The sequence below is a fragment of the Gordonia sp. NPDC127522 genome, assembly GCF_042672305.1.
GTDB classification, from domain to species: Bacteria; Actinomycetota; Actinomycetes; order Mycobacteriales; family Mycobacteriaceae; genus Gordonia; species Gordonia hongkongensis.
Window position 1 is genome coordinate 78,587 of sequence record NZ_JBHXVK010000004.1, and the last position, 21,626, is coordinate 100,212.

Genomic DNA, 21,626 nt, shown 5'->3' on the forward strand with positions numbered 1-21,626 from the left:
CGTCAGACACGCCCGGTCCGGGCGAGTGGCCCGGCGAGCCAGGCGTCGACCTCGGCCTGCGATCGCAGCCGGACGATCGGCAGCTCGGGATGGGTCTCGCGGAGACGCGGTACCGATTCTGCATACGCGTGCCGCCGGCTCACCGACCAGCGGATGATGTGTTCGGGGTCGGTGAGGACGGTCCGCAGTGGCGGCTCGGTGTTGCCGTTCCACAGCACTTCACGGTGGACGCGGCGGCGAAGGGTACGTCGGACGACGCGTGGGAACGTCGTCGTCCAGTACGGCAGGTCGAGCCAGACCATGAGGTCGGCGTTCGCGGCGATCAGGGGTCGGGCGTCGCCGTACTGCCATTCGGTCACCCAGGCGTCTCGAGCGAGGAATGTCTGTACGTCGTCGAGGAATTCGGGTCTGCGCGTCCAGCCGGGTCCATGATGGAGCGCGTCGATCTCGACGTGCGGGGCGTCGATGATCGCGGCGATCCGACGCGCGGTGGTCGTCTTGCCGACCCCGGACACACCTGCCACCACGACCCGTCGGGGCGGGTGGGGCAGGTCGTCGTGGAAAGTCACATCCGTTATGGTCGCAGATGCTCGGGCGGCGCTGGTTGGGGTGCGGCTCGCGACGGTAGCCTGCAAGGACCATGGGCTACTCCTTCGATCTCGACGACGTCGCGTTCCTGCGGTCGCGGCACGGCGAGAAGGCGCTCGACACGGTGTCCGGCCTCGAACTCACCCCGTCGACGATGCTGGCCGACATCACCGAGGTACGCAGTCGATACGCGCCCCACGATGCCGCGCTGATCGAGACGGTGCAGTGTCGTAGGCGCGCCCGCTCGAAGCTGCGCGATGCCGAGGGTCTCCTGCTGACCGACGACGCCCTGCAGCAGGCGACCGCGTCGGTGGTCGCCGCGCATCGCGCCGCCGAGATCGCGGAGCGATTCCCGGCGTCCGTGGTGCACGATCTGACCTGTTCGATCGGGGCGGAGCTACGAGAGCTGGTGCGTGCCAACGGAATATCCGGAGTCATCGGCAGCGACATCGACCGGGTCCGGCTCGCGATGGCGCGTTCCAACGTGCCCGACGCGACGCTGCTGGTCGCGGACGCGCTCACCCCGACCTCGACTGCGGACGTGCTCCTCGCCGATCCCGCGCGGCGATCGGACGCGGGCCGCATCTTCCGGCTCGACCAGCTGACCCCACCGCTGTTCGAGCTGCTGACGACCTACCCCGGCCGCACGCTCATCGTGAAATGCGCTCCCGGACTGGATCATCAGATGCTGCGAAACCGCTATGGCTTCGACGGCGAGGTCCAGGTCACCTCACTCGACGGCGGCGTGCGCGAGGCGTGCCTGTGGACGGGCCCGGGTGTGAAGCCCGGCCGTCGAGCCACCGTGCTCCGCACCCGCGCCGACGGAACGGTCGCCGAGGTCGAGGTCACCGACCGCGAGGACGACGACGTGCCGGCCGGCGAGGCGGGGGAGTGGATCGTCGACCCGGACGGGGCGATTGTGCGCGCCGGGCTGGTCAAGCACTACGCCCGCCGGTCCGGGCTCTGGCAACTCGATCCGCAGATCGCCTATCTCACTGGTGATTCCGTCCCCGACGGCGCCCGCGGGTTCCGGGTGATCGAGCAGACGGGCGTGACCGAGAAGGCACTCCGGAAGGCGCTCGCGGCGCTCGACTGCGGCCCCCTCGAGATCCTCGTCCGCGGACTCGACGTCGACCCCGACCGATTGCGGAAGAAGCTCAAGCTCAAGGGCTCCCGGCCGTTGTCGGTGGTGCTGACCCGGATCGGGCGCAAGGGTGTCGCGTTCATCTGTGAGCCGGGCGTCCGGTTCTGAAACGAACCCGATCACGTAGAGTGCGGGATCGGTATCGGTTTCCGGCACGGATCCCGCACTCTACGAACACCTACTCGAGATCGGCCTTGCTGTCGAAGAAGTACACCTCGCCGAGATTGGTCGCGGTCGCGATCTGTCCGGAGTAGGACACCGAGACGCCGGTCGCGAAACCGCGCGAATTCGGCAGCGGCAGAGTCCGTTTCGTCGCGCCGTCGGTCGTGGACACCTCGACCAGGGACAGGGAGTCCTTGCCGGGATCGCGGGCGACCGTCCACGCGGTCTGCTGCTGGGTCAAGGCGGACAGGCTCACCGTCGCCAGATCGGTGCGCTGCCAGACCTGTTCGGCACCATCGCCCCGATCACGCAGCAGGGTCAGCGGGGCGCCGAGCGAACCGGTCGGGATGATCAGACCGTCCGGGGAGACGGTCATCGTCGCGAATCCGTGGCCGCCGATGTCGTAGGTCCACCGCGTCGATCCGTCCTCGGCGTTCAGGGCGACGATCTTGCCGTCGCGCGAGAACGCATAGACGGTCGCGCCGTCGGCCGAGAGCGTCGGGGTCCCGATGACGCCGCTGGGGACGTCGGCCTGCCACGCGGTCCGGACTTCGCGGTTCCCGGCAACGGCGCCGTACTTCATCGCGCGGATCTGCGACGTCGCTGCTCCCTGGGGAAAGAAGTTGAGGAAGAAGCGTTCTCGTTCGGTGTCGACGGCAGCGGGGGCGGGGATCGCGCACTGCGGCCCGTTGCTCACGCAGTCGCCGAAGCCGCGGAGCGGTTGCGCGGGGTCGGCGTCGTCGCGCAGTCTCACCTCAGGCGCGAGGAGTTCGTTGCGCTGGGTGTCGATCAGCAGGATCTGACCCTGTGTGGTGGCGACCAGCACCTCGTTCGGGGCCGCGAACTTCGCCGACAGCGGTACCCCGATCACGCCGGCCCGCCAGCGGATGGCGCCGCCGGCATTGAAGGCGAGGAAGGTCGTCTCCTCGCCGAGATAGGGCTGGTCGTACTGATCGACGAGCATCGCGTTGATCTCGACACCGGCCCGCATGTCCTTGCAGAAGTTCTTGCGTCCGGAGCGGCTGTCGAGCACGAGCACGTTGCATCCCTGCGCCGCATTCGACGTCACGCCCACGTTCCCCTTGCCGGAGATCGTCACCGGCGCGGTGACCGGGCCGCCGGTCGGCCGTGTCCAGCTCAGCGTGAGGTCCTCCGGCACATCGGCATACGCGAAGTTGGCGTTGCCCGGGACGCCCCCGTAGCTGGGCCAGCCGACGCTCGGCACGGAGCGGACGTCGATGTGGCCGTCCGAGCAGGCGGCGAACGCCATCGAGCACACGGCCGTCAGCGCGACGAGCAGGCGGGTCAGCGCGGATCGGCGGCGTCGAGACACCTGCGGTCGTGCCAAAGCCATCCTGCTCCTCGTCGTCGTGCCCTGTTCTGCGTCGTGTCCAGGCGCCGGGCATGCCATCGAACGGCACCCTCCGCGCCAGCAGTGAGCCTATCGTGCGCGAAAATCGCGTCGATTAGGGTTTCTGGTCATGACCACCATGTGGAATGCGTCGTACCGGTCCCGCCGGCGCGCCGGCCGACGCCGCGACCCCGGCCAGGCGCGTTTTCTCACGCTGGACTCGCTGCGCTGGATCAGACGCAACCGGGCGTACACACCGTGGTACCTCGTGCGCTACTACCGCCTGGCGCGGTTCCGCCTGGCCAATCCGCACATCGTGCTGCGGGGCATGGTGTTCCTCGGGCGCCACGTCGAGATCCACGCGACGCCGGAACTCGCGCGCATGGAGATCGGTCGCTGGGTCCACATCGGCGACGGCAACTCCATCCGCTGCCACGAGGGCAGCCTCCGCATCGGCGACAAGACCGTCTTCGGCTGCAACAACGTGGTGAACTCCTACCTCGACCTCGAGATCGGCGGTTCCACCCTCATCGCCGACTGGTGCTACATCTGCGACTTCGACCACAAGATGGACGACATCACGCTGCCGATCAAAGACCAGGGCATCGTGAAGGGCCCGGTGCGCATCGGGCCGGACACGTGGGTCGCGGCCAAGGTGTCGGTGCTGCGCAACACCATCGTCGGGCGAGGATGCGTGCTGGGCTCGCACGCGGTGGTCAAGGGCGTCATCCCCGACTACGCCATCGCGGTCGGCGCCCCCGCCCGGGTGGTCAAGAACCGGATGGACGACTGGGCGTCGAACGCCGCCGAACGCGCCGAACTCGAACGCGCCCTCGCCGACATCGAACGGAAGAAGGCCGCGGCCGAGCGGGACTAGTCGCTGGGCTGGCCCGGGTCCCGTTCTGGCAGCGGACGTTCCGGGATGTCGGGCCGTCCGATCGCGTGCCGGACCCGACGCTTCGCGGCGAGGTGCACGCTCGCGGTGCGCTCGGCGACCTCGGCCCAGGAGAACTCCGCGGTGAGCCGCGCCCGGGCCCGCAGTGCTCGCTGCGCGGCCGCGCCCGGATCGGACAGCGTGGCCCGGACCGCCGCGGCCAGACCGGCGACATCCGCGGGCTCGAACGTCAGCCCGGTGTCCGGCTCGCGAACCGCCTCACCCAGACCCCCGGCCGTGGACACGATCAAGGGCACGCCGGTCGCCGCCGCCTCCAGCGCCACGATCCCGAACGGCTCGTAGCGACTCGGCAGCACGATGGCGTCGCAGCGGTGCATCAGCGTCACCAGCTCGGTGTGGTCGACCGGGCCGACGAACCGCACCGCCTTGCCGACCCGATGCTTGCGCGCCTGCTCCATCAGCCAGTCTCGCTGGGTGCCGTCACCGGCGATCGTCAGCGTCGTACCCGGATGGCTGCGCCGGATCCGGGGGAGAGCCGCGAGCAGATCCTGCACGCCCTTCTCGTATTCGAGCCGACCCGCGAACAGCAGCTCGGCCGGACCGCCCGTTCGAGCGCGTTCGGCGAACGGCCACGTACGGATGTCGATGCCGTTGTGGATCACCGTGATGTCGGTGGCGTCGTAGCCGAACAGTCGGTTCACCTCGTCGCGCATCGACGCCGAACACGTGATGAGAGCATCGGATTCGGACACCAGCCACCACTCGACCGAATGCACCTGCCGGTTCGTCCGACCGCTCACCCAGCCGCTGTGCCGCCCGGCCTCCGTCGCGTGGATCGTGGAAACCAATGGCACATCGAAGAACTCGGCCAGCGCGATGGCCGGGTGGGCGACCAGCCAATCATGCGCGTGCACGACCTCCGGCACCCACCCCCCGCCGTGCGTAATCCGAAGTCCCGCCCGCACGAACGCATGCCCCATGGCCAGCGTCCAGGCCATCATGTCCTGCCCGAACTCGAACTCCGGCGGGTCCTCGGCGACGGCCAGAACCCGGACACCTTCCACGACGGTGTCCGTCGTCGGATGAGTCACCGCATCCGTCCCCGACGGACGCCGGGTCAGCACGACCACGTCGTGCCCGGCGGCGGCCATCTCGGTGGCGAGGTGATGGACGTGCCGGCCGAGTCCGCCCACCACCACCGGCGGGTACTCCCACGACACGAACAACACCTTCATCGGATTCCCCCCTCGACACCGACCCGGTCGGCGGTCAGAGCCGTGTGCAGCCGGCGCGCATCGAGTGCGGGAAAGAGATTGTCGGCACGCGCCCAGGCGGCGGCGAGCGTCTCGGCTGCGTCGTCGCGGCCCCGCATCGCCGCGTCGCTGATCTCGCGGGTGGCATGCGCATGCGTGTGAGCTCGCGACACAGCGTACTGGGCCGCGGTGTCCTTCGACACCATGAACGGCCAGTCCGAGGACACGGTCAGCAACGCCTCGCGCACGATCTGATCGGCGACCCGGCTGCGTGAGTTCCCTTGCTGCCGCAGCTTGGCGACCGCATCCAGCGCCGTCTCGGTGACCTCGGCGTTCAGGTCGACCAGGTGCTGCACGGCCGGGCCGTTCCACACGCGCCAGTCCTTACCCGACCCCCACGACGACCTGGGGAGGTCGATGGGCGCGCCGACGAGCCCGGCCTGCGTTGCGCCTGCGAGTGTCCCGACGGTGACCCCGACCTCGGGCAGGCGTCGCAGGACCCGTTCCAGCCAGACCGGACCCTCATGCCACCAGTGCCCGAACAGTTCGGTGTCGAACGCGGCGACCACCAGCGCGGGCCGGCCGATCCGCGCGGACTCGTCGACGAGGCGCTGTCGCACGTGCGCGACGAAGTCCTCGACGTGCCGGTCGACAACCGCGTCGACGCGCGCCGGGTCGTAGGGCTTCTTGTCCTGCCCGGACACGGTCCGGCCGGTGACCCGGAATCGCTTGAGTCCGGTCTCGTGGTCGTAGGTGTGGAAATCCCGATAGGCGCCGTGACCCGGATAGCCCGATTTCGGCGACCAGACGCGATAACTCACCGTCAGGTCGCGTCCGTAGGCGACGACGGCGCTGTCGCCGACGGGGCGTCCCAGCGCGGTGTCGCCGTGCAAGGCGGGCCCGTCGACCATGAAGTGGCGCACGCCCGCACGGTCGTACTCCGTTTCCATCCCCGGCGCGAAGGCGCACTCGGGTGCCCAGATCCCGGTCGGGTGGAAACCCCACCGCGCATGGGCGTCCGCGAGCCCCTCGGTCAGCGAGAACCGGCGCAGTCGCGGGTCGAGCAGCGGCGCGAACGGGTGGGCCAGGGGCCCGCCCAGGATCTCGACGACGCCGCTCGAGGCCAGTCCGCGGATCAGTGGCGACGCGCCGTGACGCCATCGGGAGGCAAAGGTGTCCAGCGCGCGCTGGGCGTCGAGGTACTCACGGCGGCCTGCCGCGGCTCGGTCGGCGTCGCGGGACATCGCCGCCTGCGTGGCCCGGAGCTGCCAGTCGGCGAGCCACTCGTACATCGACGACGCACAGTGCGGATCGTCGAGCTGCGCGGCCAGCACCGGCGTGATCCCGAGGGAGAGCTGGTCGCTGAAACCGTCGGCGGCCAGCCGCCCGAGCATGTCGAACAGCGGCAGGTACGACGCGGCCCACGACTGATACAGCCATTCCTCGCCGACCGGCCAACGGCCGTGATTGGCCAGCCACGGCAGATGCGAGTGCAGGACCAGCGTGAACTGGCCCGGGACGGGTTCGGTGCGGGTGGTCACCCTCAGCCCCGCAACGCGACGGCGAACAGGTCGAGCGAGTCGTCGATGTCGTACACGCCGGAATCGACGACATCGAAGTCCGCGGCGACGACGCCGGCGACATCCGCGGCCAATTCGTCCGGCCAGGGCTCGCCGGCGAGCGCACGCTCGATCTGGGCGTCGATGAGCGAACCGCCCCATCTGGTGTCCAGCGCGCGAAGGCGCGGTCCGTGCACGACTCCCCACATCGCGTCGATCACGAAGCCGCCGTCGAGAAGCAGTTCGGTGAGTTCGGCCGCGTCGAGTTCACGGGTGTGGAACGGGTTGAGTGGTGTGTCGCGACCGGGGGAGAAGGTGATGCGGTTGGGCGTCGACATCAGCAGGACCCCGCCCGGACGCAGCACGCGGTGGCATTCGGCGACGAATCGCGGCTGATCCCAGAGGTGTTCGATGACCTGGAAGTTGACCACGATGTCGACCGAGGCGTCGGCGAGCGGGAGGTCGACGAGGTTGCCCTGGTGGACGACGAGCTCGGGATAGCGGCGTCGGGTGTGTTCGACCGCGGCGGCGTCGTAGTCGACGCAGACCACCGACGACGCCCCGGCGTCGGCGATCATCGCGGCGCCGTACCCCTCGCCGGAGCCGGCTTCGAGGACGTCGTGGCCCGCGCACCGGTCGGCGATGTGGCGGTAGGCGATCTCGTGGCGCCGGAACCAGTAGTTCTCGGCGGGAATCCCCGGGACCGTCCGCTCGCCGGTCAACGCCAATTGCTGGTCGGTGTCGAGCGCCTCGAGACCAGTGGTTGCCGTCCCGCGCGACGATCCGAGGTCTGCGTCAGTCATCTGACAGAGAGTAGGGCATGCCCCGGCGGCCGCCGGGGCCGTCGTACCGAGCGAGCGAACGGTAGCGCGCATTGTGTGAGGTAGTCGATGTTTAGTGGAAACATAGGAGACGCTAAAGTGGTGGGGACCCATGGCCTTACCCGCCGGTAAGTTGCCGAACCCGATGCAGGAGGTCGACGTAGACCCATGACAAACATTGTCGTACTGATCAAGCAGGTTCCCGACACATGGTCCGAGCGCAAGTTGTCCGACGACGACTACACCCTGGACCGTGAGGCCGCCGACGCCGTCCTGGACGAGATCAACGAGCGCGCCGTCGAGGAAGCGCTGAAGATCAAGGAGGCCGACGGCGGTGAGGTCACCATCCTGACGGCGGGTCCCGAGCGCGCCACCGACGCCATCCGCAAGGCCCTGTCCATGGGCGCCGACAAGGCGATCCACATCAAGGACGACCTCATGCACGGCTCGGACGCGGTCCAGACCGCCTACGTGCTGGCCCGGGCGCTCGGCACGGTCGAGGGTGTCGAGCTGGTCATCGCCGGCAACGAGGCCACCGACGGTCGCGTCGGCGCCATCCCGGCCATGATCGCCGAGTACCTCGAGCTCCCGCACCTGACCCACCTGCGCAAGCTGACCCTGGAGGGCGAGACCCTCAAGGGCGAGCGGGAGACCGACGACGGCATCTTCCACGTCGAGGCCAGCCTGCCGGCCATCGTCAGCGTGAACGAGAAGATCAACGAACCGCGCTTCCCCTCCTTCAAGGGCATCATGGCCGCCAAGAAGAAGGAGGTCACCGTCCTGACCCTCGCCGAGATCGACGTCGAGGCAAGCGATGTGGGCCTGGAGAACGCCGGCTCGGTCGTGACGGCGAACACCCCGAAGCCGCCGAAGACCGCGGGCGAGCGCGTCACCGACGAAGGCGACGGCGGCACCAAGGTCGCCGAGTACCTGGTCGGCCAGAAGATCATCTGACCTTCTCCACGCAGACCACCGGCGAACCCCCAGACATTCAGGAGAAAACCACCATGGCAGAAGTACTCGTTCTCGTGGAACAGGACGCCGAAGGCGCCCTGAAGAAGGTCACCAGCGAGCTCATCACCGCCGCCCGCGCACTCGGCACCCCGTCGGCGGTCGTCGTCGGCAAGCCCGGCTCGGCCGACGGCATCCTCGACGGACTCAAGGAGGCCGGCGCGGAGAAGATCTACGTCGCCGAGTCCGACGATGCGGGTAGCTACCTCATCACCCCGCAGGTCGACGTGCTGGCCTCGATCGCCGAGACCGCCTCGCCGGCCGGCATCCTCGTCGCGGCCACCGCCGACGGCAAGGAGATCGCCGGCCGCTTGGCCGTGCGCCTCGGCTCTGGCGTCCTCGCCGACATCGTCGACGTCAAGGAAGGCGGCGTGGGCATCCACTCCATCTTCGGTGGCGCCTACACCGTCGACGCCCAGGCCAAGGGTGAGGTCCCGGTCTTCTCGATCCGCCCCGGTGGCGTCGAGGCCGCGCCGCAGGCCGGCGCCGGCGAGCGTGTCGACGTCGAGGTCCCGGCTCAGGAAGAGGCCGCGGTCAAGATCACCAAGGTCGAGCCGAACGTCGGCGGCGATCGTCCCGAGCTGACCGAGGCGTCGATCGTCGTCTCGGGTGGTCGCGGTGTCGGCAGCGCCGAGAAGTTCTCCGTCGTCGAAGAACTCGCCGACGTGCTCGGTGCCGCCGTGGGCGCTTCGCGCGCGGCCGTCGACTCCGGTTACTACCCCGGTCAGTTCCAGGTCGGTCAGACCGGTAAGACCGTGTCGCCGCAGCTGTACGTCGCCCTGGGCATCTCGGGCGCCATCCAGCACCGCGCCGGCATGCAGACCTCGAAGACGATCGTGGCTGTCAACAAGGACGAAGAGGCCCCGATCTTCGAGATCGCCGACTACGGCGTTGTCGGCGACCTGTTCAACGTTGCGCCGCAGCTGACCGAAGAGGTCAAGAAGCGCAAGTGATCATGAGCTGATCAACTGCAGGACCCGGTGACCCCCGACTCCCCGTCGGGGTCACCGTGCGTTCGGGGGTCGTTCACCCGCAGGTGGCCGTGGCGAGGCCTGTTCATCCGATGGCGGCCCGAGTTCATCGAACCCGCACCGACACGACACGCTGCGGTGGTCCTGCCGATGCCCGGTCTCGTTTCCATTCGAGTCATGAACGCCATGCAGTCGCCAGTCCGCACCAGCCATGTCGCGCGCGCTCGGTTCTCGCGGGCCGTGCCGACGACCCTGCTCACCGCGGGGCCCATCCGGGTCCTCGTGTCCGACGATCCCGCCGACATCGTCGCCGCCCAGGAACTGCGGTATCGCGTCTTCGCCGACGAACCCGGCTTCTCCAACCGCATCGGTGACGCGGTCACCGGACGGGACGCCGACCGGTTCGACGCCTTCTGCGAGCACCTCATCGTCCGCCACGCCGACGACGGGGTCGTCGGGTGTGCGCGCCTGCTCTCCCCGGCGCGGGCGATCGCCGCCGGCGGCTGGTACTCGGCCACCGAGTTCGACCTCCGCGAGATGAACGACATCGTCTCCGCCACCGTCGAATTGGGTCGGGCGTGTGTCCACTCCGAGTACCGCGACGGGTCGGTCACCGCGCTGATGTGGGCGGCGCTGCTGCAGTACATGGACGACGCCGACCTGCGATACCTGATGGGCTGTGTGTCGGTGCCCCTGCACACGCCGGGTGAATGGCTGCCGGGGTCGTCGCTGCGCGCCCTGCGCGATCGTCTGCGGGACGACCACCAGGACCCCGAGCGACGTGCCCACCCGCTGGCACCGGCGCGCATCGGCGGACGCCTGCTCGACGACATCGTGCCGTCCGACACGGTCGCGATGCCGGCGCTGATGCGTGGATACCTCCGCCTCGGCGCCCGCATCTGTGGCGAGCCGGCGGTCGACGACGTCTTCGACGTCGCGGACTTCCTGACCCTGCTCGACCGCGAAGGTGCCAACAAGCGATACCTCGACCGGCTGCGATCGAGTGCCCGACGGCTGGGTTCGGCCCGCGCGGACGCCACTCCGGAGCCCGGGGGCGCGGCACGATGACCGCCCTGCTGGTCGGTCCGGTCGGACCTCGCTCCGAGCGTCCCCGACGCGAACACGCCGCGTGTCCGCCTGCCCGCCCGGCCGGCGCGCTCGCGCACCCGTGGTTCCCGATCAGCACCTGTGGCGACGGTTGCATCGGTGCACCGCGGGCCGGGCGGTTCGACGCGGTCTTCGGCGCGACGATCGTCGCGTGGCGTCTGTGCCGACTCGTCGTGGTCGTGGTGTGGATCGTCTGGGCGGCGCTGACCACCGGGGCGGTGGCGCGGCTGCGTCGTCGTCCGCCGCGTCCCCTGCGTCGATCCGCGTCGGGTGCGCTGCTGGCGGCCCTGGGCATCGCCGTCCGCGTCGAGGACCGGCGCGGTGGCCCGACCCGCGCCGGACTCGTGGTCGCCAATCACATCTCGTTCCTCGACGTCTTGGCGCTCGCGCTGATCAGCCCTGCTGACGTGGTGGCCAAATCCGATGTCGTCGGGATGCCGGTGGTGTCGTCCCTCGCGCGCCGGTTCGGCGTCATCGCCGTCGACCGCGGCACACTCCGCGGTCTGCCGGGGACGGTCGGCGACGTGGCCGGGCGGCTGCACCGCGACTCGTCGGTGATCGTGTTCCCCGAGGGCACCACGTACTGCGGCCGCTCGGCCGGTGCATTCCGACCTGCGTTCTTCCAGGCCGCGATCGATGCGGACGTGCCGGTCGTGCCGGTGAGGTTGCGTTTCGTCGGCAGCGACGGGGCCACGGCGACGGCACCGAGTTTCATCGGCGCCGACACCCCGGCCGACACGCTGCGGCGGGTCCTGCGGGCGCGTGGTCTCGTCGTGACGATGGTCATCCACCCGCCCGAGGAACCCGGCGCAGATCGTCGCGAGCTGGCGCGTCGGTGTGAGCGCGTTGTGGCGGGGCGGTTCACAGCCGCGGAAAGTGACATCACCCGTTCCCTGATATAGGTTTCTCCGGTAGCCGTCCGCAGCTCTGCGGACGATCAACCGCGTACCTCCAGGAGGCCGACGATGACGTCCACTCAGACCCGAGAAGCCGCGCGCGCCAAGTTCTTCGAACTCCGGGACGTTGACGGCCGGGTCGACGACGCCGACCTAGACACCGTGTGGGCGGGGCTGTCGCCGCTGCGGCCCGAGGAGATGCTCGGCGCATGGAAGGGCGGCGAGTTCACCACCGGGCACGCCATCAACGGCGCGCTCGCCAAGGCCAACTGGTTCGGCAAGACGTTCACCTCACGCAGCGACGTCCAACCGCTGGTGTGCCGCGACGAGAACGGCAACCTCTACTCCAACACCACACTCGGCAAGGGCGAGGCCAGCCTGTGGGCGATCGAGTTCCGCGGCGAAATCACCGCGTCGATGGTCTACGACGGTCAGCCGGTCATCGACCACTTCAAGCGCGTCGACGACACCACGGTGATGGGGATCATGAACGGCAAAGGCGGAGTCATCGACGGCCGTCACTTGTACTTCTACCTCGAGCGGGTCTGAGGCGGGCTGTCGTTCCGCGTCCGATCGCGGAATTTGTCGGCGACCTACGCGCGTTTATCCTTGCTAGCGATGCCCGTGCCAAGCCGACCGCCCGTGAAGGCGCCTGTCTACCTCGACCACGCCGCTTCGACGCAAATGCTGCCCGAAGCCGTCGAGGCGATGACGGCCGTCTTCGCGCAGCCGGGTAACGCCTCGTCGCTGCACGGATCCGGTCGCACCGCACGTCGTCGGCTCGAGGAGGCCCGCGAGGCCATCGCCGCGGCGGTCGGTGCCCGGCCCTCCGAGGTCGTCTTCACCGGCGGCGGCACCGAGGCCGACAACCTGGCGGTCAAGGGGATCTACTGGGCACAGCGGAACGCCGACCCCCGCCGTCGCCGGATCATCACCTCGGCGATCGAACATCACGCCGTCCTCGACCCCGCGCAGTGGCTGGCCGAGCAGGCCGGCGCCGAGCTCGTCCTGCTCCCGGTCGACGCCGACGGCGTCGTCTCGCCCGCCGACCTGCGCGCGGAGCTCGAGGAGCACGCCGCCGAGACCGCTCTCATCTCGCTGATGTGGGCCAACAACGAGGTCGGCTCGATCCAGCCGATCGCCGAGCTCGCCGCGGTCGGGTCCGAATACGGCGTCCCAGTGCATTCCGACGCGATCCAGGCCGTCGGCCATCTGCCGGTGGATTTCGCCGCGAGCGGCCTCTCGGCGCTCAGCCTGACCGCCCACAAGTTCGGCGGGCCGCAGGGTGTCGGCGCCCTGCTGCTGGGTCGCGACGTCGGGTGCGTGCCGCTGCTGCACGGCGGCGGCCACGAACGCGACGTGCGCTCGGGAACCCAGGACGTCGCCGGTGCGGCCGGCATGGCCGCCGCACTGTCGTGGTGCGTCGAGCACCTCGACGAGAACACCGCACACGTCCGCGCCCTGCAGACCCGGCTGACCGACATTCTCCTCGGCGTCGACGGAACGGTGCGCAACGGTGCCGACGGCGATCGTCGCCTCCCGGGGAACGTGCACGTGTCGTTCGCCGGCTGCGAGGGTGACTCGCTGCTCATGCTCCTCGACGCCAAGGGCGTCGAGTGTTCCACCGGATCGGCCTGCACCGCCGGGGTCGCCCAGGCCAGCCATGTCCTCCTGGCGATGGGCCTGGACATGGCCGACGCGCGGTCATCGCTGCGGTTCTCCCTCGGCCACACCACCACCGAGGCCGACATCGACGCGGTCGCCGCGGTCATCGACGAGGTCGTCGACCGGGCGCGGGCGGCCGGCCTGGTCTCGGTCCCCGGCGGAAGGATCTCCTGATGCGCGTACTGGCAGCGATGAGCGGCGGCGTCGACTCGGCGGTCGCCGCAGCCCGGGCGGTCGAGGCCGGTCACGAGGTGGTCGGAGTTCATCTGGCGTTGTCGACGGCTCCGGGTGCGCTGCGCACCGGTTCGCGCGGATGCTGCTCACGCGAGGACGCCTCCGACGCCCGCCGCGCCGCCGATGTCCTCGGAATCCCGTTCTACGTCTGGGATTTCGCCGACCGGTTCAAGGACGATGTGATCGACGAGTTCGTCGAGGCCTATGCGGCCGGACGCACCCCGAACCCGTGTCTGACATGCAACGAGAAGATCAAGTTCGCGGCCCTCGCCGACAAGGCGATGGCGCTCGGCTTCGACGCGCTGGCCACCGGTCACTACGCGCAGCTGACCGACGGCGAATTGCGACGAGCGGTCGACGCCGACAAGGACCAGTCGTATGTGCTGGCCGTGCTGACGCGTGATCAGCTGTCGCGGGCGATGTTCCCGATCGGTGACACCCCGAAGTCCGAGATCCGGGCCGAGGCGGCCCGGCGCGGCCTGGCCGTCGCGGACAAGCCGGACTCCCACGACATCTGCTTCATCCCGAGCGGAGACACCCGCGCGTTCCTCGGAGCCCGCATCGGTGTCCGGCCGGGCGCGATCGTGGACGCGACGTCGGGCGAGCGCCTCGCCGAGCACGACGGGGTCCACGGTTTCACCATCGGGCAGCGCAAGGGCCTGGGGGTCGAGGCGCCGGCCGCCGACGGCAAGCCCCGCTACGTCACCGAGATCGACCCGGATTCGGGAACGGTGACGGTCGGGACGGCAGCCGATCTGCAGGTCTGGCGCATCACCGCGACGCGCGCGGTCTGGACCTCCGGGGTCACTCCGGACGAACCATTCGACGCGATGGTGCAGGTACGAGCCCACGGCGGGCTCGCGCCGGTGCGCGCGACCGCCACCACGATCGACGGTGAGCCCGCCATCGACATCGCGCTGCAGGAGCCGCTCACCGGCGTCGCCCGCGGTCAGGCCGCGGTGCTGTACCTGCCCGATGCCCGACGCGGCGACCAGGTCGTCGGGTGCGGACGCATCGCCACCACCTCATCGCAGCCGACTGTCGTCGCATCTCGGTGACCGGAGCGGCACTGCCCACCGGAGTGGGCACCGGCGTGGGGTCGATGCCCGGCACCGACGCACGTGCGGCCGCCGCGGTGGTGAACGGGGAACTCGATCTCGCCCACCTCGTCGAACTGCCCGCGCGCGGTATCGGTGCGGATCTGATCGGCCGGATGGCGGCGATCCTCGTCGACTTGCCGATGGACACCGCGACATGGGGTTACCGGCTGGCGCAACGCCACTCCCGCCTGGCCCGACGCGCCGCGGACCTGCTTGCCGAGGACCTCGACGTCGTCGAGGAACTCTGGGAGACAGCGGGTTTCATCGGTACCGGCCGCACCTTCAAGGTTCAGGTGGCCGGCCCGTTCACCACCTCGGCATCTGTCGAGCTGACGAACGGGCAACGAGTCCTGAAAGACCACGGCGCCGTCCGCGACATCGTCGAGTCGACGGCGGAGGGTGTGCGCGAGCACGTCGCCGAGGTGGAACGCCGGCTCGGTGCGCGCGTGGTGGTCCAGCTCGACGAACCGATGGTCGGCCAGGTCATCGACGGCACGGTGAAGCCGCTGACCCGCTTCGACCCCATCCGGGCGATACCGGCGGTTGAGGTGGCTCGCGCACTCACCGAACTCGTCGACCACGTCGGCGTCCCGGTGGTCTTGCACGATTGCGGCACACCGCGGTGGGACCTCCTCGAACATCTTCCCGGGGTTGCGTATTCGATCGACATCACCACACCGTCGGCGACCGATCTCGACGGCATCGGGATGCTCGTCGACCGCGGCGGCGTCCTGCTCGCGGGTCGTGTGCCGTCGACAGCGCCCGATCGTCCGCTGGCCGCCGAACACGTGGCGACCGAACTCGCCGCGCTGACCGACCGCATCGGGCTGGACCGCAAAGTGTTGTCGGACAACGTGATCGTGACGCCGAGCTGTGGTCTGGCCGGGGCGTCGACGAAGTGGGCCAAGACGGCCTTGGCGATCACCGCAGAGGCCGGTCATCTGCTCGGCAGCGATCCCTCCGCGCTCTGAAAACCCCTGCGGGCCCGGCGTCGCGGACCTATTCTCGTCGGTATGCCGCACCCGATCATGTTCGACGACGCGGATCCCTATCTGGGCCGCATACGGGAGATCGCGCTCGCGCTGCCCGACGCGACCGAGGTCGTCGCGCACGGTCGCCCGACCTTCCGCTGCGGCAAGATGTTCGGCAACTACGGCGGTGGCGTCAAGGGCAGCAAGGTGCGTCACGATCAATCGATCCTGGTCCTCGCCGACGACTCCGAGCGGCCCGCGCTGCTGGACGATCCGCGGTTCTTCCTGCCCGCCTACCTCGGCCCGGCCGGCTGGGTGGGGCTGATCCTCGACGACGGGACCGACTGGGACGAGGTCGCCGAACTCCTCGACACGAGTTACCGCCAGATCGCACCGAAGCGGTCGGTGGCCAAGCTCGGTCCGTTGTGATGGTCGGCGCGGAAACTCCCGCGGCCCCGTCTCCGTCCCGCTGATCGGATCACATCAGCGGGAGGGAAGCAGTACCGCGCGAACGAGGCATCGGTTGACGAGCTGGGTCTGTCCCACCACTCCGATACCCTCGGAACGTGGCAGATACAACGGAGTCGGGTCAGCCGGTCACCGAGCAGTCGGGGCCGGAGGCGGACCTGCGTGAGGAGTGGACCGCGCTCGCCGAGGAGATCCGCGAGCACCAGTTCCGCTACTACGTGAAGGACGCGCCGGTCATCACCGACGGCGAGTTCGATCTGCTCCTCCGACGCCTGCAGGCGCTCGAGGACGCGCACCCCGAACTCGCGGCCGCCGACTCACCCACCAAGCTCGTCGGGGGCGGCTTCTCCACGGCGTTCTCCCCGGTGGACCACCTCGAGCGAATGATGTCGCTGGACAACGTCTTCGACCACGACGAGATGCGCGCGTGGGTCGACCGCGTGGTCGCCGACGCCGGCGCCCGGGCCGACTTCCTCTGCGAGCTCAAGATCGACGGCGTGGCCCTGGCGCTGGTCTACCGGAACGGGGTTCTCGAGCGAGGTGTCACCCGTGGCGACGGACGCACCGGGGAGGACGTCTCACTGAACGCGCGCACCATCGACGACATCCCGATGCGCCTGACCGAGTCCGCGGAGTACCCGATTCCCGAGGTCCTCGAGGTCCGTGGCGAGGTCTTCTTCCGGGTGGAGGACTTCGAGGCGCTCAACGCCTCGCTCGTGGCGGAGGGCAAGCCGCCGTTCGCGAATCCGCGCAACTCGGCCGCCGGCTCGCTGCGGCAGAAGAATCCGCAGGTCACGGCCCGTCGCAAGCTGCGGATGATCTGTCACGGGATCGGGCACACGGAGGGCTGGCGACCGGAGTCGTTGCACGACGCCTACCTGGCGCTCGGGGCCTGGGGTCTGCCGGTGTCGACCCACACCACCAAGGTGTCCGGCGCCGACGAGATCATCGACAAGATCGCCTACTGGGGCGAGCACCGCCACGACGTCGAGCACGAGATCGACGGCATCGTGGTCAAGGTCGACGACGTCACCGTGCAGCGTCGCCTCGGTTCCACCTCGCGGGCGCCGCGGTGGGCGATCGCCTACAAGTACCCGCCCGAGGAGGCCACCACCAAGCTGATCGGTATCAAGGTAAACGTCGGACGCACCGGCCGTGTCACGCCCTTCGCCGTCCTTGGACCGGTGCTAGTCGCCGGTTCGACGGTGTCCCGTGCCACCCTGCACAACGCTTCGGAGGTCAAGCGCAAGGACGTCCGGATCGGTGACACGGTCACCATCCGCAAGGCCGGCGAAGTGATCCCCGAGGTTCTCGGGCCCGTTGCCGATCTGCGTGACGGCACCGAGGTCGAGTTCGAGATGCCCAAGCAATGCCCGGCCTGCGAGACGCCGTTGCGGCCGGAGAAGGAGAGTGATGCCGACCTCCGCTGTCCGAACCATGAGTATTGTCCGGCTCAGTTGCGTGAGAGGCTTTTCCATCTGGCGGGGCGTACTGCATTCGACATTGAGGCGCTCGGGGAAGAGGGGGCATTCGCGTTGCTCTCGAGTGGGGTGCTCAGCAATGAGAGGGATCTGTTCTCCCTGACGGCCGAGGACCTTGCCCGCACCGATCTGTTCACTAACAGATCGGGGGCTTTGTCGGCCAACGGTGAACGCCTCCTTGGCAATCTCAAGAAGGCCAAGGACGCCGCGCTGTGGCGAGTACTTGTTGGTCTGTCGATCCGCCACGTGGGACCCACCGTCGCGCGCGCGCTGGCCACCGAGTTCGGCTCGCTGGAAGCCATCGAAACTGCGGACGTCGAGCGGCTCGCCGGCGTCCAAGGTCTCGGAATGACACGAGCCCAGTCGATCCACGACTGGTTCACCGTCGACTGGCATCGAGACATCGTCGAGAAGTGGCGCGCCGCAGGTGTTTCCATGGAGGACGAGCGCGACGAGTCGATCCCGCGGACCCTCGAGGGCAAGACGATCGTCGTGACGGGTTCGCTGGTGGACTTCTCCCGCGACGGGGCCAAGGAGGCGATCCTCCAGCGCGGCGGCAAGGCGTCTGGTTCGGTGTCGAAGAAGACCGACTACGTGGTGGTGGGGGATTCGCCGGGCACCAAGGCCGACAAGGCCGAACAGCTCGGCGTGCCGGTGCTCGACGAGGACGCGTTCAAGAAGTTGCTGGAGACCGGCAGCCCCGAGTGACCGTCGATCAGCCCAGAGCGGACTCGAACGCGCGGTAGGCACGCTGGTCGAAAAGGACGAAACGGACCTCCTCGATCGAGGTCTCCGGCAGAGTGGCACGCACCGTGTCGACCGCCTTGCGGGCGCCGTCGTCCATCGGCCAGCCGTACACGCCGGTCGAGATCGCCGGGAAGGCGATGGTGGTGGCACCGAGTTCGGTTGCGAGGCGCAGTGACTCGCGGTAGCAGGAGACGAGCAGGGATGAACGGTCCTCGTCGTAGGAGTGCACCGGTCCGACCGTGTGGATGACCCAACGTGCGTCGAGGTCTCCCGCGGTGGTGGCCACGGCCTCGCCGACGGGTAGTCCACGTTCGTAGGTGCCCGCCCGCAGCTTCTTGCACTCGGCGAGGATCGCCGGGCCGCCCCGCCGGTGGATCGCGCCGTCGACACCGCCGCCGCCCAGCAGTGTGGAGTTCGCGGCATTCACGATCGCATCGACCGACTGTGTCGTGATGTCGCCCTGTATCAACGTGATGGACGTCATCAGACCATGATGCCTCCGGATCGACCGGCGGTGGCTAACTCTCGGCGCGCAGCACGGTACTGACGATCCCGGCGAGATAACCGAGTCGGGCGACCTCCGACGGCCGGAAGTCCGGTCCGCCGATGCGTCCGAGCAGGATCGCCTTCGACTCCGAGCCCAGGGGAGCCGCCGCGAGACGGGTGTCCATGTCCTGCCAGGCACCGGGCACCCAGTCGCCGTCGGCGTCCAGCTCGACGGCTCTCTCGAGCGGTAGCCAGTCCGCCCTGGTCAGCGGGGTCTCCGGGGCGCCGGACGAGCCGAACAGCTGCAGCACGCCGCCGCTGGCGGGTGTGACCACCATCGCCCAGGAGACGCGCAGGACGCGGGGCGCGTTGTCCACCAGGATCTGCAACCGGTCACGTCCGGCAGTGGCCACCTGATCGACCAACTCGAGTTCACGATGGGTGTCCAGCACGCCCGAGTAGGGGCGGATCGAATCGACACGGACGCCGTTGACCTTCTCGGCGGCGGTGATCAGGCTGTCGGGCAGCGCCCCGGGCGCCACCTCGACGACGAGGTCGTCCACGGCGTAACCGTTGCCGCGCTCGACGACCTCGAGGGACAGGATGTCTGCGCCGACCGAGCCGAGCTGCACGGCGAGCACGCCGAGGCTGCCCGGCCGGTCTTCGAGATAGACCCGCAACAGGTAGGACACGTGCGACATTCTCGCACCCACGCGCGGGCGGCGCGCAGTGCACGGCTGCCAACCGGTGGCTGGGGGAAGCGGTCGTCGCGGGTTCCCATAGTCTGGAGACGTCGCCCAGACGCCGACACGACATCGGTCGACGACACGGCGGGGACGACGAGACCCGAACGAACAGTGATGGAAGGAAGGACGCTGCGGTGGCTGGCGAACCGAAGTCCATATCGCGCAACGAAGTCGCGCATCTGGCGCGTCTGTCGCGCCTGGCGTTGAGCGAGGACGAACTCGATGTCTACGCCGAGCAGCTGGACTCGATCCTGACCCACGTCGCGTCGGTGTCGGAAGTGGCCGCCGACGACGTGCCCGGCACGGCCCACCCGGCCGAACTGGCGAATGTGCTGCGCCCCGATGTCGTCGTCCCGGGGCTGACGACCGACGCCGCGCTGTCCGGTGCACCGGCCGTCGAGCAGGACCGTTTCGCGGTTCCGCAGATCCTGGGAGAAGAGCAGTGAGTCCCGATTCCAGCGCCGCCGCGCCGCGTCCCGACGGTGATCTGACCGGGTTGTCCGCCGCCGAACTCGCCACCCGGATCGGTGCCCGCGAGGTCAGCTCGGTGGAGGTCACCCAGGCCCACCTCGACCGTATCGCGGAGATCGACGACCAACTCGGCGCGTTCCTCCACGTCAGTGGCGCCGAAGCGCTGGTCGCCGCGAAGGCCGCCGACGACGCGATCGCCGCCGGGGACGCCCCGTCGGCCCTCGCGGGTGTACCGATCGCCCTCAAGGACGTCTTCACCACCACCGACGCACCCACCACGTGCGGCTCCAAGATTCTCGAGGGTTGGGTTCCGCCCTACGACGCCACGGTCACCGCACGCCTGCGCGCCGCGGGCATCCCGATCCTGGGCAAGACCAACATGGACGAGTTCGCGATGGGCAGCTCGACCGAGAACTCCGCCTACCAGCTCACCCGGAACCCCTGGGATCCCAGCAAGATCCCGGGTGGTTCGGGGGGTGGCAGCGCCGCCGCGCTGGCCTCGTACCAGGCCCCGCTGGCGATCGGTACCGACACCGGCGGCTCGATCCGCCAGCCGGCCGCGGTCACCGCGACGGTCGGCGTCAAGCCCACCTACGGCACGGTCTCGCGCTACGGGCTCGTGGCGTGCGCCTCGTCGCTCGACCAGGGCGGCCCGTGTGGCCGTACCGTCCTCGACACCGCGATGCTGCACGAGATCATCGCCGGGCACGACCCGCGGGACTCGACCTCGATCGATGTGCCGGTGCCCGACGTAGTCTCGGCGGCCCGCGAAGGGGCCGAGCGGGATCTCGCCGGCGTCCGGATCGGTGTCGTCACCGAACTGCAGGGCGAGGGCTACCAGTCCGGCGTGCTCGACTCCTTCCACCAGGCCGTCAAGCTCCTCGAGGAGCGCGGCGCCGAGGTGGTCGAGGTCAGCTGTCCGCACTTCACCTACGCGCTGGGCGCCTACTACCTGATCCTCCCGTCGGAGGTGTCGTCGAACCTCGCGCGGTTCGACGCGATGCGCTACGGACTGCGGGTCGGCGACGACGGTTCGCATTCGGCCGATGAGGTCATGGCTCTGTCCCGGGAGCAGGGATTCGGTCCAGAGGTCAAGCGCCGCATCATGATCGGGACCTACGCGTTGTCCTCGGGCTACTACGACGCCTACTACGGTCAGGCACAGAAGGTGCGCACCCTGATCGCGCGTGACTTCGCCACCGCCTTCGAGAAGGTCGATGTGCTCATCTCGCCGACGACGCCGACCACCGCGTTCCCGATCGGGGAGAAGGTCGACGACCCGCTCGCGATGTACCTGTTCGACCTGTGCACGCTGCCGGTGAACCTCGCCGGCATCGGATCGATGTCGGTGCCGTCGGGACTGTCGGTCGACGACGGCATGCCCGTCGGGCTGCAGATCATGGCGCCCGCCCTGGCCGACGACCGGCTGTACCGCGTGGGCGCGTCGTACGAAGCGGCTCGGGGGCCGATCGTCTGACGACCCGGGCGGCGTGCCGTCC

21 protein-coding genes are annotated in these 21,626 nt (G+C 69.3%); 14 read left to right on the forward strand and 7 right to left on the reverse strand.

The window, feature by feature from the left end; all coding sequences use genetic code 11:
- Window positions 1-2: 2 nt before the first annotated feature.
- Window positions 3-569, reverse strand: a complete 567-nt coding sequence (locus ACFVHY_RS10710; RefSeq protein WP_390271612.1) for an AAA family ATPase — start codon at window positions 567-569, stop codon at window positions 3-5.
- Window positions 570-640: 71 nt separating this feature from the next.
- Between ACFVHY_RS10710 and ACFVHY_RS10715 the strand changes: the two genes are divergently transcribed.
- Window positions 641-1,840 (forward strand): class I SAM-dependent methyltransferase, encoded by a 1,200-nt coding sequence (locus tag ACFVHY_RS10715; protein WP_390271614.1) that lies wholly within the window; start codon window positions 641-643, stop codon window positions 1,838-1,840.
- Between the two features lie 70 nt (window positions 1,841-1,910).
- Here ACFVHY_RS10715 and ACFVHY_RS10720 read toward each other — a convergent pair whose 3' ends face one another.
- Window positions 1,911-3,248 carry a PQQ-binding-like beta-propeller repeat protein gene (locus tag ACFVHY_RS10720; RefSeq protein WP_390271616.1) on the reverse strand — a complete coding sequence of 446 codons (1,338 nt, stop codon included), beginning with the start codon at window positions 3,246-3,248 and terminating at the stop codon, window positions 1,911-1,913.
- Window positions 3,249-3,375: 127 nt separating this feature from the next.
- Between ACFVHY_RS10720 and ACFVHY_RS10725 the strand changes: the two genes are divergently transcribed.
- Complete coding sequence (locus ACFVHY_RS10725; protein ID WP_390271618.1) at window positions 3,376-4,122, forward strand: acyltransferase; 747 nt, start codon at window positions 3,376-3,378, stop codon at window positions 4,120-4,122.
- Here the strand turns inward: ACFVHY_RS10725 and ACFVHY_RS10730 are convergent.
- From ACFVHY_RS10730 to ACFVHY_RS10740, 3 genes are read right to left on the reverse strand one after another with little or no spacing between them, the layout of a single operon-like run.
- Window positions 4,119-5,375: a glycosyltransferase family 4 protein gene (locus ACFVHY_RS10730; RefSeq protein ID WP_390271619.1), complete on the reverse strand. Its 1,257-nt coding sequence runs from the start codon at window positions 5,373-5,375 to the stop codon at window positions 4,119-4,121. The genes ACFVHY_RS10725 and ACFVHY_RS10730 overlap by 4 nt on opposite strands.
- On the reverse strand, window positions 5,372-6,934 hold the full coding sequence (locus ACFVHY_RS10735; protein WP_390271621.1) for a 1,4-alpha-glucan branching protein domain-containing protein: 1,563 nt from the start codon (window positions 6,932-6,934) through the stop codon (window positions 5,372-5,374). The genes ACFVHY_RS10730 and ACFVHY_RS10735 overlap by 4 nt, the downstream gene beginning before the upstream one ends.
- A 2-nt stretch (window positions 6,935-6,936) precedes the next feature.
- On the reverse strand, window positions 6,937-7,755 hold the full coding sequence (locus tag ACFVHY_RS10740; protein ID WP_390271623.1) for a class I SAM-dependent methyltransferase: 819 nt from the start codon (window positions 7,753-7,755) through the stop codon (window positions 6,937-6,939).
- A 186-nt stretch (window positions 7,756-7,941) separates the two neighbouring features.
- On the opposite strand from ACFVHY_RS10740, the gene ACFVHY_RS10745 reads away from it, so the two are divergent.
- From ACFVHY_RS10745 to ligA, 10 genes are all read left to right on the forward strand, one after another.
- Window positions 7,942-8,727, forward strand: a complete 786-nt coding sequence (locus ACFVHY_RS10745; RefSeq protein ID WP_004019278.1) for an electron transfer flavoprotein subunit beta/FixA family protein — start codon at window positions 7,942-7,944, stop codon at window positions 8,725-8,727.
- A 53-nt stretch (window positions 8,728-8,780) separates the two neighbouring features.
- On the forward strand, window positions 8,781-9,737 hold the full coding sequence (locus ACFVHY_RS10750) for an electron transfer flavoprotein subunit alpha/FixB family protein (RefSeq protein WP_390271625.1): 957 nt from the start codon (window positions 8,781-8,783) through the stop codon (window positions 9,735-9,737).
- 99 nt (window positions 9,738-9,836) lie between these two features.
- Window positions 9,837-10,823 (forward strand): GNAT family N-acetyltransferase, encoded by a 987-nt coding sequence (locus ACFVHY_RS10755; RefSeq protein WP_159371951.1) that lies wholly within the window; start codon window positions 9,837-9,839, stop codon window positions 10,821-10,823.
- Window positions 10,820-11,764, forward strand: coding sequence for a lysophospholipid acyltransferase family protein (locus tag ACFVHY_RS10760; protein ID WP_390271627.1), 945 nt, complete (start codon window positions 10,820-10,822; stop codon window positions 11,762-11,764). The genes ACFVHY_RS10755 and ACFVHY_RS10760 overlap by 4 nt, the downstream gene beginning before the upstream one ends.
- A gap of 63 nt (window positions 11,765-11,827) precedes the next feature.
- Window positions 11,828-12,307 (forward strand): DUF4334 domain-containing protein, encoded by a 480-nt coding sequence (locus ACFVHY_RS10765; protein WP_159371154.1) that lies wholly within the window; start codon window positions 11,828-11,830, stop codon window positions 12,305-12,307.
- A 69-nt stretch (window positions 12,308-12,376) separates the two neighbouring features.
- On the forward strand, window positions 12,377-13,597 hold the full coding sequence (locus ACFVHY_RS10770; RefSeq protein WP_390271629.1) for a cysteine desulfurase family protein: 1,221 nt from the start codon (window positions 12,377-12,379) through the stop codon (window positions 13,595-13,597).
- Window positions 13,597-14,715 (forward strand): tRNA 2-thiouridine(34) synthase MnmA, encoded by a 1,119-nt coding sequence (gene mnmA / locus ACFVHY_RS10775; RefSeq protein WP_390271631.1) that lies wholly within the window; start codon window positions 13,597-13,599, stop codon window positions 14,713-14,715. The genes ACFVHY_RS10770 and mnmA overlap by 1 nt, the downstream gene beginning before the upstream one ends.
- The gene (locus tag ACFVHY_RS10780) at window positions 14,712-15,728 is read left to right on the forward strand and encodes a vitamin-B12 independent methionine synthase (protein ID WP_065632682.1); all 1,017 of its coding nucleotides are present in this window, start codon (window positions 14,712-14,714) and stop codon (window positions 15,726-15,728) included. Before mnmA ends, ACFVHY_RS10780 begins: the two co-directional genes overlap by 4 nt.
- 42 nt (window positions 15,729-15,770) lie before the next feature.
- On the forward strand, window positions 15,771-16,157 hold the full coding sequence (locus tag ACFVHY_RS10785; protein WP_165629817.1) for an MmcQ/YjbR family DNA-binding protein: 387 nt from the start codon (window positions 15,771-15,773) through the stop codon (window positions 16,155-16,157).
- A gap of 137 nt (window positions 16,158-16,294) precedes the next feature.
- Window positions 16,295-18,385 carry an NAD-dependent DNA ligase LigA gene (gene ligA / locus ACFVHY_RS10790; protein ID WP_390271633.1) on the forward strand — a complete coding sequence of 697 codons (2,091 nt, stop codon included), beginning with the start codon at window positions 16,295-16,297 and terminating at the stop codon, window positions 18,383-18,385.
- Window positions 18,386-18,392: 7 nt separating this feature from the next.
- On the opposite strand, the gene ACFVHY_RS10795 is transcribed toward ligA, so the two are convergent.
- Window positions 18,393-18,908 (reverse strand): O-acetyl-ADP-ribose deacetylase, encoded by a 516-nt coding sequence (locus ACFVHY_RS10795; RefSeq protein ID WP_390271635.1) that lies wholly within the window; start codon window positions 18,906-18,908, stop codon window positions 18,393-18,395.
- 34 nt (window positions 18,909-18,942) lie between these two features.
- A complete protein-coding gene (locus ACFVHY_RS10800; protein WP_065632686.1) occupies window positions 18,943-19,611 on the reverse strand; it encodes an amino acid-binding protein in 669 nt (222 codons plus the stop codon).
- A 179-nt stretch (window positions 19,612-19,790) separates the two neighbouring features.
- Between ACFVHY_RS10800 and gatC the strand changes: the two genes are divergently transcribed.
- Window positions 19,791-20,102 carry an Asp-tRNA(Asn)/Glu-tRNA(Gln) amidotransferase subunit GatC gene (gene gatC, locus ACFVHY_RS10805; protein ID WP_065632687.1) on the forward strand — a complete coding sequence of 104 codons (312 nt, stop codon included), beginning with the start codon at window positions 19,791-19,793 and terminating at the stop codon, window positions 20,100-20,102.
- Window positions 20,099-21,604, forward strand: a complete 1,506-nt coding sequence (gene gatA / locus ACFVHY_RS10810; RefSeq protein WP_137809006.1) for an Asp-tRNA(Asn)/Glu-tRNA(Gln) amidotransferase subunit GatA — start codon at window positions 20,099-20,101, stop codon at window positions 21,602-21,604. Before gatC ends, gatA begins: the two co-directional genes overlap by 4 nt.
- The last annotated feature ends 22 nt before the right edge of the window (window positions 21,605-21,626 follow it).